11 protein-coding genes are annotated in these 14224 nt (G+C 63.5%); all 11 read left to right on the forward strand.

What is annotated here, in order from left to right:
* The first annotated feature begins 1 nt into the window (after position 1).
* The 11 genes from AC6I6U_RS31230 to AC6I6U_RS31280 all read left to right on the forward strand — a co-directional run bounded on the left by AC6I6U_RS31230 (position 2) and on the right by AC6I6U_RS31280 (position 14178).
* Entirely contained in the window at positions 2 to 1180 is a 1179-nt protein-coding gene (locus tag AC6I6U_RS31230) for a PilZ domain-containing protein (protein ID WP_497879777.1), read from the forward strand.
* A gap of 9 nt (positions 1181 to 1189) precedes the next feature.
* Positions 1190 to 2593 (forward strand): alginate biosynthesis TPR repeat lipoprotein AlgK, encoded by a 1404-nt coding sequence (gene algK / locus AC6I6U_RS31235; protein WP_497879778.1) that lies wholly within the window; start codon positions 1190 to 1192, stop codon positions 2591 to 2593.
* Positions 2590 to 4074 (forward strand): alginate export family protein, encoded by a 1485-nt coding sequence (locus AC6I6U_RS31240; RefSeq protein ID WP_497879779.1) that lies wholly within the window; start codon positions 2590 to 2592, stop codon positions 4072 to 4074. The genes algK and AC6I6U_RS31240 overlap by 4 nt, the downstream gene beginning before the upstream one ends.
* Before the next feature lie 26 nt (positions 4075 to 4100).
* Positions 4101 to 5687, forward strand: coding sequence for a mannuronan 5-epimerase AlgG (gene algG, locus AC6I6U_RS31245; RefSeq protein ID WP_497879780.1), 1587 nt, complete (start codon positions 4101 to 4103; stop codon positions 5685 to 5687).
* A gap of 11 nt (positions 5688 to 5698) precedes the next feature.
* Positions 5699 to 7132 carry an alginate O-acetyltransferase gene (locus tag AC6I6U_RS31250; protein ID WP_497879781.1) on the forward strand — a complete coding sequence of 478 codons (1434 nt, stop codon included), beginning with the start codon at positions 5699 to 5701 and terminating at the stop codon, positions 7130 to 7132.
* 11 nt (positions 7133 to 7143) lie between these two features.
* Positions 7144 to 8253 (forward strand): mannuronate-specific alginate lyase, encoded by a 1110-nt coding sequence (locus AC6I6U_RS31255; protein WP_497879782.1) that lies wholly within the window; start codon positions 7144 to 7146, stop codon positions 8251 to 8253.
* 237 nt (positions 8254 to 8490) lie between these two features.
* Positions 8491 to 10047, forward strand: coding sequence for an MBOAT family O-acyltransferase (locus AC6I6U_RS31260; protein ID WP_497879783.1), 1557 nt, complete (start codon positions 8491 to 8493; stop codon positions 10045 to 10047).
* Positions 10048 to 10058: 11 nt separating this feature from the next.
* Positions 10059 to 11237: an alginate O-acetyltransferase gene (locus AC6I6U_RS31265; protein WP_497879784.1), complete on the forward strand. Its 1179-nt coding sequence runs from the start codon at positions 10059 to 10061 to the stop codon at positions 11235 to 11237.
* A gap of 16 nt (positions 11238 to 11253) precedes the next feature.
* Positions 11254 to 11919: an alginate O-acetyltransferase AlgF gene (locus tag AC6I6U_RS31270; RefSeq protein ID WP_497879785.1), complete on the forward strand. Its 666-nt coding sequence runs from the start codon at positions 11254 to 11256 to the stop codon at positions 11917 to 11919.
* 145 nt (positions 11920 to 12064) lie between these two features.
* Positions 12065 to 13516: a mannose-1-phosphate guanylyltransferase/mannose-6-phosphate isomerase gene (locus AC6I6U_RS31275; protein ID WP_497879786.1), complete on the forward strand. Its 1452-nt coding sequence runs from the start codon at positions 12065 to 12067 to the stop codon at positions 13514 to 13516.
* 197 nt (positions 13517 to 13713) lie between these two features.
* Complete coding sequence (locus tag AC6I6U_RS31280; protein WP_497879787.1) at positions 13714 to 14178, forward strand: multidrug transporter; 465 nt, start codon at positions 13714 to 13716, stop codon at positions 14176 to 14178.
* Positions 14179 to 14224: the final 46 nt, after the last annotated feature.

A 14224-nucleotide genomic window follows, 5' to 3' on the forward strand; every position in this document is an offset into this window, starting at 1 on the left:
CATGAACTCTAAAGTCAACGCCAACGTCGTCCACGAATCCGAAGCCCAGCGCCAGCATGCCCGCGTGAAGATCCCGGCCAAGCTGCGATTCTTCGGTACCGAGGGCAAGCCCCTGGAAGTGCGCGTACACGACCTGTCCGCCGGCGGCCTGAGCTTCAACCTGCCGCCCCAGCAACAACAGGAACTGACCCTCGGCGAGGTGCACAAGGGCCGCCTGATGTTCGTCATCGACAACCTGGGCCTGGGCATGGACGTCGAGTTGCAGATCCGCGCCTACGACCGCCAGCACGGTCGTGTCGGCTGCCAGTTCCAGAACCTGGAGCCCCAAGACATCGCCACCCTGCGCCACCTGATTACCTCGCACCTGGCCGGCGACATCATCAGCATGGGCGACGTGCTCGGCACCCTGCAGCGCGACAACTTCACCAAGGCCCGTCGCAAGAAGGACAATGGCAGCGGCCTGAGCCCGCTCGGTCGCCTGCGCGCAGTGACCTTCAGCCTCGGCGTGTTCGTCGTCGGCCTGGCCGCCTTCGGCTTCGTGCTCAAGTCGATCTACGGCATGTACTTCGTCAGCCATGCCCAGGCCGGCCTGGTCAGCGTACCGGGTGTGAATGTCACCATGCCACGTGACGGCACCGTGCAGAGCCTGCTCAAGGAAGACGGCATCGCCGCCAAGGGCGCACCTCTGGCGAGCTTCAGCACCAGCATGCTCGACGTGCTCAAGGGCCACCTGGACGAAGACCAATTGCAACCGGCCAAGGTCGAGGAGCTGTTCGGCAAGCAGATGACCGGTACCCTGACGTCGCCTTGCGATTGCCTGGTGGCCCAGCAACTGGTCGCCAACGGCCAGTACGCCAGCAAGGGTGACGTGATCTTCCAACTGGTACCCCGCAACAGCGTCGCCAACGTCGAGGCGCGGTTCTCCTATCGCCAGTTCGGCGAAGTGCGTCCTGGCACCCGCGTGAACTTCCAGGTCGCCGGCGAAGAACAGGTACGCCAGGGCAAGATCGTCAGCAGCACCAGCCTGAAAAGCGATGACCTGTCTTCGGATATCCGCGTGCTGATCAAGCCGGACGAAAGCCTGGACAGCAGCCTCGCCGGCCGCCCGGTGGAAGTGAACAGCGACCGCGGTCCGAACCTGAACTGGCTGATCGACAAAGCCATGGCCTCCGGACTGTAAGAAGAGGACATGCCTGTGACGACCTTCAGACCCCTGCCCCTGACATTGGCCATGGCGATCGGCCTGGCCGGCTGCTCCGGTCTGCCCGACCAGCGCCTGGCCAATGAAGCGCTCAAGCGTGGCGACACCGCCCTGGCCGAGCAGAACTACCGTCAACTGGCGGACCTGGGCTACAGCGAAGCACAGGTCGGCCTGGCCGACATCCAGGTCGAAAGCCGCGATCCGGCGCAGATCCGCCAGGCCGAAGCGACCTATCGCGCCGCTGCCGACACCTCGCCGCGCGCCCAGGCCCGCCTGGGCCGACTGCTGGTGGCCAAGCCCGGCGCGACCGAGGCCGAGCACCATGAGGCCGAGGCCCTGTTGAAAAAGGCTTTCGCCAATGGCGAAGGCAACACCCTGATCCCGCTGGCGATGCTCTACCTGCAATTCCCGCAGAGCTTCCCCGAGGTCAACGCCCAGCGGCAGATCGACCAGTGGCGCAGCGCCGGCTACCCGGAAGCGGGCCTGGCCCAGGTGTTGCTGTACCGCACCCAGGGTACCTACGACCAGCACCTCGACGAGGTGGAGAAGATCTGCAAGGCCGCGCTCAACAGCACCGACATCTGCTACGTCGAGCTGGCCACCGTGTACCAGAAACGTGCCCAGCCGGAACAGCAGGCCGAACTGCTCAAGCAGTTGCAGGCCGCCTACAGCCGCGGCACCGTCGGCGCCCAGCGGGTCGACAGCGTCGCCCGCGTGCTGGCCGACTCGAGCCTCGGCCAGCCGGACCCGAAAACCGCACAGGAACTGCTCGAGAAAGTCGCTCCCGGCTACCCGGCCTCCTGGGTCACCCTGGCGCAACTGCTCTACGACTTCCCCGACCAGGGCGACGTCAAGCAGATGATGGAATACCTGGGCAACGGCCGCGCCGCCGACCAGCCGCGCGCCGAACTGTTGCTGGGCAAGCTCTACTACGAAGGCAAATGGGTACCGGCCGATGCCAAGCAGGCCGAGGCGCATTTCCAGAAGGCCGTCGACCGGGAAGTCGCCGCCGACTACTACCTGGGGCAGATCTATCGCCGTGGCTACCTCGGCCAGGTCTACCCGCAGAAGGCACTCGACCACCTGCTCAAGGCCGCCCGCAACGGCCAGAACAGCGCCGACTTCGCCATTGCCCAACTGTTTTCCCAAGGCCGCGGGACCAAGCCCGACCCGCTCAACGCCTATGTCTTCGGCCAACTGGCAAAAACCCAGGACACGCCGCAAGCCAATGAGCTGGCCCAGCAACTCGACGAACAACTGCCGCCTGCCCAACGCGCCGATGCCCAGCGCCTGTTGCAGCAGGAGCAGCGCCTGCGCGGCACCCTGAGCCGCAACGCGCTGGACCTGCAACAAGTCCTGCAGGAAGGCGACAGCGAGGAAAAGACCCTATGACACTCAATCCTTTCGTAAAGGCCGGCATCGGCTTGGGCTTTGCCCTGGCCTGGGCCACCCCGACCCTGGCGGCCTTCAGCGAGACCCAGAACTTCGGCCTGGAAGTGAAGATCACCGCTCAATCCGAAGACGACCGTGACCTCGGCACCCTCAAGGGTGGTGACGCCAACGGCATCGGTCTCGACCTGCGCCCCTGGGTCTATGGCGAGAGCGGCAACTGGAGCGCCTACGCCATGGGCCAGGCGGTGACCGCCACCGACATCATCGAGACCGATACCCTGCAACAGAGCAATGGCGACCAGGAAAGCTCGAGCAACGACGCGCGCAAGCCGGACAAGAGCTACCTGGCCCTGCGTGAATTCTGGGTCGGCTACAAGGGTTTCACCCCTTATCCCGGCGAGATCCTCAAGTTCGGTCGCCAGCGCCTGCGCAACGACGACGGGCAGTGGCGCGACACCAACATCGAAGCCCTGAACTGGACCTTCGACACCACCCTGCTGCGCGCCAATATCGGTGCCGCCGAGCGCTTCAGCGAGTACCGTACCGACCTCACCGAGCTGGCGCCCAAGGACAAGGACCGCCTGCACCTCTACGGCGATGTCGCCTACCAGTGGACGCCGGGCCAGTGGGTCGGCCTGCGCGCCCACCACACCCACGACGACGGCAAGCTCGACTATCCGACACCGGGTGAAGCCAGCGACCCGCTGGACAAGAAGGAAAACGGCGACCTGAGCTGGCTCGGCCTGGAAGCCAACAGCGATGCCTACAACTTCCGCAACACCAACACCGTCAACTACTGGGCCAGCCTAACCGGCATGAGCGGCCATCGCGACACCGTCAATGCGCTCAACGCCGACGGCAGCCGCCCGGCTGAAGCCAAGCGTGGCGACAGCATCAACGGCTGGGCCACCGACCTCGGTATCCGCCTGCGCCTCGATCCGAACTGGCAGGTCGGCGCCGCCTATGCCCGTGCCAGCGGCGACTACGAACAGAACGGCCTGGAAAGCAACCGCTCGAACTTCACCGGCACCCGCTCGCGCCTGCACCGTTTCGGCGAGGCTTTCCGTGGCGAAATGAACAACCTGCAGACCGCCACGCTGTTCGGCTCCTGGCAACTGCGCGAGGACTACGACGCCAGCCTGGTCTATCACAAGTTCTGGCGCGTCGACGGCAACAAGGACGTCGGCAGCAACGGCATCAACGCCGCGCAGAACACCTACGACGACACCACCGGCGCCCTGCTTTCCAGCACCTCGCTGCCGTTGCAGGACGGCAAGAAGGACATGGGGCAGGAGATGGACCTGGTGGTCACCAAGTACTTCAAGCAGGGCCTGCTGCCAGCAGCCCTGAGCCAGTCCATCGACGAGCCTTCGGCGCTGGTGCGCTTTCGTGGCGGCGTGTTCAAGCCGGGCAGCGCCTACGGCCACGACGTCGATTCCTACATGCACCGCGCGTTCATCGACGTGATCTGGCGCTTCTGATGCAGGCCGCGAAGGGAGTTTCCGAGATGAATCACATCGCCATGCAAGGCTCGCTCAGCGTTCTCGCCGCCGCCCTGCTGCTGGCCGGCAGCACGGCCCTGGCCAGCGTCGAGAAGCCGGCCGCCAACGGCCAGGCGCCGATCATTGCCAAGGAACTGCAGCAGGCCAAGACCTATACCGTCAGCAGCGCGCCGACCGAGCCGCTGCACCTGGAGAAACCCAAGCTGCCGGACCTCGGTGGCTACACCGCCGAAGCCGTCGCGGCGAAGATCGCGCGCAGCCAGCCGGGCAAGGTCAGCCTGCGCCGGATGATGCAGGAAGACGCCCTCAAGGACTTCATCGGCGGTGACAACAAAATGGCCGAATGGGTGGTGCGCCAGCACGGCATCCCCCAGGCGATCTTCATCGATGACGGTTACCTGAACCTCAAGGACCTAGTCAAAAAGCTACCGGCCAAGTACATCAGCGAAACCTCGCCAGGCGTGTTCCTGGCCAGGGTACCGATCGTGGTCGGGCGCAAGGGCATCCTCGAAATCGACAAGCAGACCCAGGAACTGCGGCTGTCCCAGGAAGGCGGTGCGTTCCTGGTCAACGACGGGCAGTTGTTCGTGCGTGATACCAAGGTCACCGGCTGGCGCGAGGCCGACAATGGCCCGGCGACCTTCCGCTCGCCGAAGGAATTCCGCCCGTTCCTGCTGTCCTGGGGCGGCACCGAGACCTACATCGTCAACAGCAGGATGGCCAGCTTCGGCTACTCCAACAGCAAGTCCTACGGCGTCAGTATTTCCCAATACACGCCGAACATGGCCAAGGTCCTCAAGCGTCCCGAACCGACCGGCTGGATCATCGGCTCGGACTTCAGTGACATGTGGTACGGCTTCTACTGCTATGAAACCCGCGATTTCGTGGTCAAGGGCAACACCTACCGCGACAACATCGTCTACGGCATCGACCCCCACGACCGCTCCCACGGCCTGATCATTGCCGACAACACCGTGCACGGCACGAAGAAGAAGCACGGCATCATCATTTCCCGCGAAGTGAACGACAGCTTCATCTTCAACAACCGCAGCTACGACAACCACCTCTCCGGGCTGGTGATCGACCGCAACAGCGTCAACAACCTGATCGCCTACAACGAGATCTACAAGAACCACACCGACGGCATCACCCTCTACGAGAGCGCCGACAACCTGATCTACGCCAACAAGCTGATCGGCAACAAGCGCCACGGCATCCGCATTCGCAACAGCGTCAACGTGCGCCTGTACGAGAACCTGTCGATGGCCAACGGCCTCACCGGCATCTACGGCCACATCAAGGACCTGAGCGACACCGACCGCGATATCAAGCTCGACCCGTTCGACGCCGAAGTCTCGCTGATCGTGGTCGGCGGTGAACTGGCCGGTAACGGCAGCGGCCCATTGTCCATCGACTCGCCGCTGAGCCTGGAACTGTATCGGGTGTCGATGCTCGCACCGACCAAGAGCAGCGGCATCAGCTTCACCGGCGTGCTCGGTGAACGCCAGGACGAAATTCTCGACATGCTGGTACGCCAGCAGAAAGCCGTGCTGATCGACCCCGTCGAACGCCAGACCGAAATGCGCGATTGAGGACGACCTTAATGAACCCACACCTGATCAAACTGTTCGGCCTCTGCGCCCTCGCCACCGGGATTCTCGCAGCCAGCGGCAATCTGCGGGCCGAAGAAGTGCAAGCGCCGAAGTTCACTGCCGAGCCCTGCTGCAGCCTGTGCCCGGCGGCCCACGATGCGAAGAACTACGTGACCCGCTACCAGCAGAACTTCACCACCCTGGTGCAAGCACAGGGCGACTGGCTGTTCCGTACCCAGGAAGACCTGCGCACCGAGTTCGATACCACACCGGAAGGCTACAAACGCCTGCAACAACTGCACGATGCCTTCAAGAGCAAGGGCGTCGAGCTGGTGGTGGTCTACCAGCCGACCCGCGGCCTGGTGAACCGCAACAAGCTGTTCCCGGCCGAGCGCGACAAGTTCGATTACCAGAAGGCATTGCACAATTACCAGGCGATGCTCGGCCGTTTCGCCAAGATGGGTTACTACGTGCCCGACCTGTCGCCGTTGACCAACGAGCAGCAGGCCCACGATTTCTACTTCCGCGGTGACCAGCACTGGACCCCCTACGGCGCCGAACGCACAGCGAAGATCGTCGCCGAGACCGTGAAAAAGGTCCCAGGCTTCGCCGACATTCCCCATCGTGATTTCGAGACCCACGTCTCCGGGCGCATGGGCAAGACCGGCACCCTGCACAACATGGCCGGCCAGCTGTGCGGCACCAGCTACGCCATCCAGTACATGGAACAGTTCGCCACCGAGCCCAAGGGCGAGGCGGCGGACGGTGACCTGTTCGGCGATTCCGGCAACCCGCAGATCACCCTGGTCGGCACCAGCCACAGTGGCAAGAACTACAACTTCTCCGGTTTCCTGCAGCAGTACATCGGCGCCGACATCCTCAACGTCGCCTTCCCTGGTGGCGGCCTGGAGGGCTCGATGCTGCAGTACCTGGGCAGTGACGAATTCCAGAAGACGCCACCGAAGATCCTCATCTGGGAATTCTCGCCGCTCTATCGCCTGGACCAGGAAACCATCTACCGGCAAATGATGTCCCTTCTCGACAACGGCTGTGAAGGCAAGAACGCCGACATGACCACCAGCACCACGGTCAAGCCGGGCAAGAACGAATTGCTGGTCAACAGCAGCAACCGTGACTTGCGCAACAGCGGCCACCAGGTCGACATCCGCTTCGCCGATACCTCGGTGAAAACCCTGCACGCGACCCTCTGGTACATGAACGGCCGCCACGAGGACATCAAGATCGAAAAACCGGAAACATCGGACACGGACGGACGTTTCGCCTTCGAACTGCGCACCGACGAAGACTGGGCCAACCAGAACCTGCTGGCGGTCGAAGTCCAGGGCCCCGAGCCGGGCACTGCACCACAGAAGGTCGAGGCGAAGATCTGCAAACGCAACGTATTCCCCAGCGCCGAGCCCCATCGGGCCCAGGCCGGGTTATGAGGTGCCTGAAGATGACTATCCGCACACTGCTCGTTCCTTCACTGCTGGGCCTGGCGATCTTCGCCGGGTCCGCCCAGGCCGCGGCGCCACTGCGCCCGCCGCAGGGTTACTTCGCCGCCGTCGACAAGATCAAGAGCAGCGACAGCCACGACGGCTGTGACGCCATGCCCCAGCCCTACACCGGCCAGTTGCAGTTCCGCAGCAAATACGAAGGTTCCGACAAGGCCCGGGCGACCCTCAACGTGCAATCGGAAAAAGCCTTTCACGACAGCACCGCCGACATCACCAGCATGGAGCGCGGCACCAGCAAGCAGGTGATGCAGTTCATGCGCGACGGCCGTCCGCAGGAATTGAGCTGCACCCTGAACTGGCTGACCGCCTGGGCCCAGGCCGATGCCCTGACCTCCAAGGACTTCAACCACACCGGCAAGTCCATGCGCAAATGGGCCTTGGGCAGCATGGCTTCGTCCTATATCCGTCTGAAGTTCTCCGATTCCCGTCCCCTGGCAACCCACCAGAAGGAAGCCCAGGAGATCGAGGCGTGGTTCGGCAAGCTGGCCGACCAGGTGGTCAGCGACTGGGACAACCTGCCGCTGGAGAAGACCAACAACCACTCGTACTGGGCCGCCTGGGCAGTGATGGCCACTGCCATCGCCACCGACCGCCGCGACCTGTTCGACTGGTCGGTGAAGGAATACAAGATCGCCGCCAACCAGGTCGACCCGCAGGGTTTCCTGCCCAACGAACTCAAGCGCCAGCAACGCGCCCTGGCCTATCACAACTACGCGTTGCCGCCCCTGGCGATGATCGCCAGCTTCGCCCAGGCCAACGGCGTCGACCTGCGCCAGGAAAACAACGGCGCCCTCAAGCGCCTGGGTGACCGGGTACTGGCCGGGGTTCAGGACCCCAGCCCGTTCAAGGATCGTAATGGCAAGGCACAGGACATGACCGACCTCAAGGTCGACAGCAAATTCGCCTGGCTGGAGCCCTACTGCACGCTCTACACCTGCCCGGACGATGTACTGCAGCGCAAGCACGGAATGCAGCCGTTCAAGGCCTTCCGCCTAGGCGGCGACGTGACCAAGGTCTACGACCCGACGCACGAGAAGGGCAACCACTAGCGGACTTAAAGCACTTTTCAGTGGCGAGCGGGCTTGCCCGCGCTGGGCTGCAAGGCAGCCCCAAAACCGGCAAGCCCGGCCTGCCTGAAAAACGCGGACTCAGGTTTCAGGGCTGCTAAGCAGCCTAGCGGGGGCAAAACCCCTCACCACAAGAAACCGATGTACAGCCCCTCATTTTTGCGGGGGGTTTGGGGGGGTCTTGGCCCCGGACTGTTGATCAGACAAGGAGAGATCGGGATGGTCTTCTCATCCAATGTGTTCCTGTTCCTGTTCCTGCCGATCTTTCTCGGCTTGTACTACCTGAGCGGGCAACGCTATCGCAACCTGCTGTTGCTGGTTGCCAGCTACGTGTTCTACGCCTGGTGGCGGGTCGACTTCCTGGCGCTGTTCGCCGGGGTGACCCTGTGGAACTACTGGATCGGCCTGAAGGTGGGCGCCGCTGGCGTACGCAGCAAACCGGCCCAGCGCTGGCTGCTGCTCGGCGTGGCGGTCGACCTGTGCATCCTCGGCTACTTCAAGTACGCCAACTTCGGCGTCGACAGCCTCAACGCGATCATGACCTCGTTCGGCCTGGAGCCGTTCATCCTGACCCACGTGCTGCTGCCGATCGGGATCTCGTTCTACATTTTCGAATCCATCAGCTACATCATCGACGTCTACCGTGGCGACACACCGGCCACCCGCAACCTGATCGACTTCGCGGCGTTCGTGGCGATTTTCCCGCACCTGATCGCCGGCCCCGTGCTGCGCTTCCGTGACCTGGCCGACCAGTTCAACCACCGCACCCACACCCTCGACAAGTTCTCCGAGGGTGCCACGCGGTTCATGCAGGGTTTCATCAAGAAGGTATTCATCGCCGACACCCTGGCGGTGGTCGCCGACCATTGCTTCGCCCTGCAGAACCCGACCACCGGTGACGCCTGGCTCGGCGCCCTGGCCTACACCGCGCAGCTGTACTTCGACTTCTCCGGCTACAGCGACATGGCCATCGGCCTGGGCCTGATGATGGGCTTCCGCTTCATGGAGAACTTCAAGCAGCCCTACATCAGCCAGTCGATCACCGAGTTCTGGCGACGTTGGCACATCAGCCTGTCGACCTGGCTGCGCGACTACCTGTACATCACCCTCGGCGGCAACCGTCGCGGCACCCTGATCACCTATCGCAACCTGTTCCTGACCATGCTGCTCGGTGGCCTGTGGCACGGTGCGAACATCACCTACATCGTCTGGGGTGCCTGGCACGGCATGTGGCTGGCGATCGAGAAGGCCTTGGGCATCAACACCACGCCGCGCAGCCTGAACCCGATCCGCTGGGCCCTGACCTTCCTGCTGGTGATCATGGGCTGGGTGATCTTCCGCGCCGAGAACCTGCATGTGGCCGGCCGCATGTACGGCGCCATGTTCAGCTTCGGCGACTGGTCGCTGTCGGAACTCAACCGCGCCAGCCTCACCGGCCTGCAAGTGGCAACCCTGGTGGTGGCCTACGCGACCCTGGCGTTCTTCGGCCTGCGCGACCTGTATCGCGACCCACCTGCCACCAAGACGAAAGCCAAGCCGGCCGATGGCCCGGGCGCAGCCCAGCCCGGCCTGATCAAGGCTGCCCCCGGCGAAGCTGCCGGCAGCATCCATGAGCCTGGCTACACCGTCGGCGTCGAAGCCCAGGTGCAACCAGCCTACTGGGTTGCCGACTGGCCGCGCTACGTGATGCGCGCCCTGGTGCTGCTGTTGTTCATCGCCTCGATTCTCAAACTCTCGGCGCAAAGCTTCTCGCCGTTCCTCTACTTCCAATTCTGAGGGAGCCGACCATGACCCGCTCATTACGCATCCTCTACATCGCGCTGTTCCTCGTCCTGCTGCTGGCACTGGGCCTGTGGTCGCTGCGCAGTTTCATCGGTTTCAGCACCAATGCCGACGCGACGGTGCTCAACGGCCGCTGGACCAAGGCCATCGAGACCCATTACGACGATCAGTTCCCGATCAAGCGCCTGGGCACCAACCTCTGGGCCGCGCTGGACTTCAAGCTGTTCAACGAAGGCCGTCCCGGCGTCGTGCTGGGCCGTGACCAGTGGCTGTACAGCGACGAAGAGTTCAAGCCGGTCGCTGGCCAGGAGCAGAACCTGCAAGGCAACTACGCACTGGTCGAAGGCGTGCGCCAGACCCTCAAGGCCAAGGGCGTGAACCTGGTGCTGGCAATCGTTCCGGCCAAGGTCCGGTTGTATCCGGAACACTTGGGCGACGAGCATCCGGCCAGCATCCATGCCGATCTCTACCGCGACTTCCACGCCCGTGCCGCCGCCGAGCACATCCTTGCGCCCGACCTGCTCGGCCCGTTGCAACAGGCCAAGCAGAACGGCCGGCAGGTGTTCCTGCGTACCGACACCCACTGGACCCCGGACGGTGCCCAGGTCGCCGCGGCCCAGTTGGCCAAGGCGATCGCCCAGGCCATGCCGCTCAGCGGCCAGCCGCAGCGCTTCGTCACCGAGGCCGAGAAGACCGAAGCACACAAGGGCGACCTGCGCCTGTTCCTGCCGCTGGACCCACTGTTCGAAAACCTGATGCCGGCGAAGGAGCCGTTGGAGAAACGCGTGACCCGTGCGGTCGAAGCACAAGCAGCCGGCGACGACGCCCTGTTCGCCGACAACGAGGTACCGGTGGCGCTGATCGGTACCAGCTACAGCGCCAACCCGAACTGGAACTTCGTCGGTGCGCTGAAGCAGGCGCTGCACAGCGACGTGGTCAATTACGCCGAAGACGGCCATGGCCCGATCCTGCCGATGCTCGCCTACCTGAAAAGCGATGCCTTCAAGGACAACCCACCGCAGGTGCTGATCTGGGAATTCCCGGAGCGTTACCTGCCGGTCAACAACGAAATCGGCGATGCCGATCCACAGTGGGTCGCGCAACTGAAAGCCGCTGGTATCCGCCAACAGAACCTGGTTCTGAACACAACCCGATCCGAGTCGCCTGCACAGGCACAAAACTGAAAAAGAGGTATGCACCATGACTTTTACTACTAGTGGTAACACCCACGGCCGTACCCTCAAGACCCTGGCCATGGCCGCCGGCCTCAGCCTGCTCTCGCTGCAGGTCTGGGCTGCCGGCGACGCCGCCCTGTACGGCCCGACCGCCCCGAAAGGCTCCAGCTTCGTGCGCCTGTACAACGCCAGCAACCAGGAAGTCAGCGCCACCGTCGGCGCCACCGCGCTCAACGACGTCGCGCCACTGGCCAGCAGTGACTTCAGCTTCATGCCCGGCGGCGACTACAGCGCCAAGGTCGGCAGCCAGAGCCTGCCGATCAAGCTCGCTCCCGATCACTACTACACCCTGGTCAACAACGCCAGCGGCCAGCCCCAGCTGATCGAAGAGCCGCCGTTCAAGAACAAGCAAAAGTCCCTGGTACGCGTACAGAACCTCAGCGACAAGGCACTGACTCTCAAGACCGCCGACGGCAAGACCGACGTGGTCCAGTCGGTAGCCGCCAAGGGTCGCGGTGAGCGTGAAATCAACCCGGTGAAAGTCAGCTTTGCCCTCTACGACGGCAGCCAGAAGGTCAGCGACCTCAAGCCAGTCGCCCTGGAGCGCGGCGAAGCGGCGGTGCTCTACGTCACCGGCAGTGGCAGCAGCCTGTCGCCAGTCTGGGTCAAGCGCCCCGTGTCGACCCGCTGATGAATTCGCCGGGATGCCTGAGTGCAGTGCCTGTGGGAGCAGGACAGCACCCTGCAGCGCGCCTACAGGCCATATCCCGGCACTGGACAACAACAAGACAGCACACAGTAGCTCTGAACCTAATATCGTTTAAAGGAGTAACAGCATGATCCCGGTAATCCTCTCTGGTGGTAGCGGCTCCCGTCTCTGGCCACTGTCGCGCAAGCAATTTCCCAAGCAGTTCCTCGCCCTGACCGGTGAGCAGACACTGTTCCAACAGACCATCGAACGCCTGGTGTTCGAAGGCATGGACACCCCGATCGTGGTCTGCAACAAGGACCACCGCTTCATCGTCAGCGAGCAGTTGCAGAACCGCCAGCTCGAAGCCCAGCGCATCCTGATGGAGCCCTTCGGCCGCAACACCGCCCCCGCCGTGGCGCTGACCGCGATGATGCTGGTCAACGAAGGCCGCGACGAGCTGATGCTGGTACTGCCAGCCGACCACGTGCTGGAGGACCAGAAGGGCCTGCAGCGCGCCCTGGCCCTGGCCACCGTGGCCGCCGAGCGCGGCGAGATGGTGCTGTTCGGCGTGCCGGCGACCAAGCCGGAGACCGGCTACGGCTACATCAAGTCGAGCAACGATGCACTGCTGCCGGAAGGCGTCAGCCGGGTCTCGCAGTTCGTCGAGAAGCCCGATGAAAAACGCGCCGTCGAGTTCGTCGAGGCCGGCGGCTACTTCTGGAACAGCGGCATGTTCCTGTTCCGTGCCAGCCGCTTCCTCGAAGAGCTGAAAAAGCACGATCCGGACATCTACGACACCTGCCTGCTGACCCTCGAGCGCAGCGAACAGGATGCCGACAGCGTGACCCTCGACGAGGCCACCTTCGCCCAGTGCCCGGACAACTCCATCGACTATGCAGTGATGGAAAAGACCCAGCGCGCCTGCGTGGTGCCACTCACTGCCGGCTGGAGCGACGTCGGCTGCTGGTCGTCGCTCTGGGAAGTGCAGGAAAAGGACGAGAACGGCAACGTCAGCAAGGGCGACGTGGTCATCCAGGACAGCCGCAACTGCATGATCCACGGCAACGGCAAGCTGGTGTCGGTGATCGGCCTGGAGAACATCGTCGTGGTCGAGACCAAGGACGCGATGATGATTGCCCACAAGGACAAGGTCCAGGGCGTCAAGCAGATGGTCAACACCCTCAATGAACAGGGCCGCAACGAGACCCAGAACCACTGCGAAGTCTACCGGCCATGGGGCTCCTATGACTCGGTGGACATGGGCGGGCGCTTCCAGGTCAAGCACATCTCGGTCAAGCCGGGGGCGTGCCTGTCGCTGCAGATGCACCACCACCGCGCCGAACACTGGATCGTGGTCAGCGGCACCGCCGAGGTGACCTGCGACGAGAATGTGTTCCTGCTCTGCGAGAACCAGTCCACCTACATCCCGATCGCCTCGGTGCACCGCCTGCGCAACCCGGGCAAGATCCCGCTGGAGATCATCGAAGTGCAATCGGGCAGCTACCTGGGCGAAGACGATATCGAGCGTTTCGAAGATATCTACGGCCGTTCGACCCCGGTCGAACGGGGCGTGTCGGTGAAAACCATCGCCCAGTAACGCACCGCGTTCCACCACCTCCGCCCTGCACTCCGCGTACCCTATCCGCGGCGTGCAGGGTCGGGGGTGTCCCTCCTCTTGCAGCAGTTCCCGCAAGGGATGCTGGCAATGCCTGATTCATGAGCAAATCCCCAGGGTGAACCCACGCCACCTACACTGTTAGGATGAGGCTTCCTGCATTTTCGAGGCATCCCTTCATGTTCATCGGCGTCCTGCTGATCATCACCTGGCTGATCCTGCTGTTGCGCTACCCCGCCAAGGCCCTGCCGGTGTCCATGGCCGCCCTGGCCGGGCTGGGCATGGTCGCCGCCTGGGTCGCCTGGATGGATACCCGCGAAGCGCGACAGCTGGCGCGCCTGGAAATGCGTATCAGCTACGCACCCGAACATTGCCCGGCCGACCGACCGTTGCAACTGAAGATGAAAAACGACAATGACGTGCCGCTGGTCGAACTGCGCTGGCGCATTGCCGCGTACGCGCCGGGTGATACCGTCAACCTCGCTGAAAACAGCTATGCAGCCCCCCGCTACCGCGGCCCCGGCGAGTTGCAGGCAGCAGGCTCCTGGGAGGATTGCCTGCCGATGCCCCCCCTGCGCAGCGGCTACCGTCCACAGACCCTGGAGTTTCGTGCCGAACGCCTGCAAGGCAGTTTTTCCGGCTGAAACAGGCAGTAATAGCCAATCGCCACCTGTCATTTTTGACAGGTTA

Source organism: Pseudomonas sp. UTLPPB19802 (genome assembly GCF_059730225.1).

Excerpts from the sequence above, each read along its gene's own strand:
- AC6I6U_RS31230 (WP_497879777.1), top strand. The coding sequence starts at position 2 with ATGAACTCTAAAGTCAACGCCAACGTCGTCCACGAATCCGAAGCCCAG.
- algK (WP_497879778.1), top strand. The coding sequence starts at position 1,190 with ATGCCTGTGACGACCTTCAGACCCCTGCCCCTGACATTGGCCATGGCG.
- AC6I6U_RS31240 (WP_497879779.1), top strand. The coding sequence starts at position 2,590 with ATGACACTCAATCCTTTCGTAAAGGCCGGCATCGGCTTGGGCTTTGCC.
- algG (WP_497879780.1), top strand. The coding sequence starts at position 4,101 with ATGAATCACATCGCCATGCAAGGCTCGCTCAGCGTTCTCGCCGCCGCC.
- AC6I6U_RS31250 (WP_497879781.1), top strand. The coding sequence starts at position 5,699 with ATGAACCCACACCTGATCAAACTGTTCGGCCTCTGCGCCCTCGCCACC.
- AC6I6U_RS31255 (WP_497879782.1), top strand. The coding sequence starts at position 7,144 with ATGACTATCCGCACACTGCTCGTTCCTTCACTGCTGGGCCTGGCGATC.
- AC6I6U_RS31260 (WP_497879783.1), top strand. The coding sequence starts at position 8,491 with ATGGTCTTCTCATCCAATGTGTTCCTGTTCCTGTTCCTGCCGATCTTT.
- AC6I6U_RS31265 (WP_497879784.1), top strand. The coding sequence starts at position 10,059 with ATGACCCGCTCATTACGCATCCTCTACATCGCGCTGTTCCTCGTCCTG.
- AC6I6U_RS31270 (WP_497879785.1), top strand. The coding sequence starts at position 11,254 with ATGACTTTTACTACTAGTGGTAACACCCACGGCCGTACCCTCAAGACC.
- AC6I6U_RS31275 (WP_497879786.1), top strand. The coding sequence starts at position 12,065 with ATGATCCCGGTAATCCTCTCTGGTGGTAGCGGCTCCCGTCTCTGGCCA.
- AC6I6U_RS31280 (WP_497879787.1), top strand. The coding sequence starts at position 13,714 with ATGTTCATCGGCGTCCTGCTGATCATCACCTGGCTGATCCTGCTGTTG.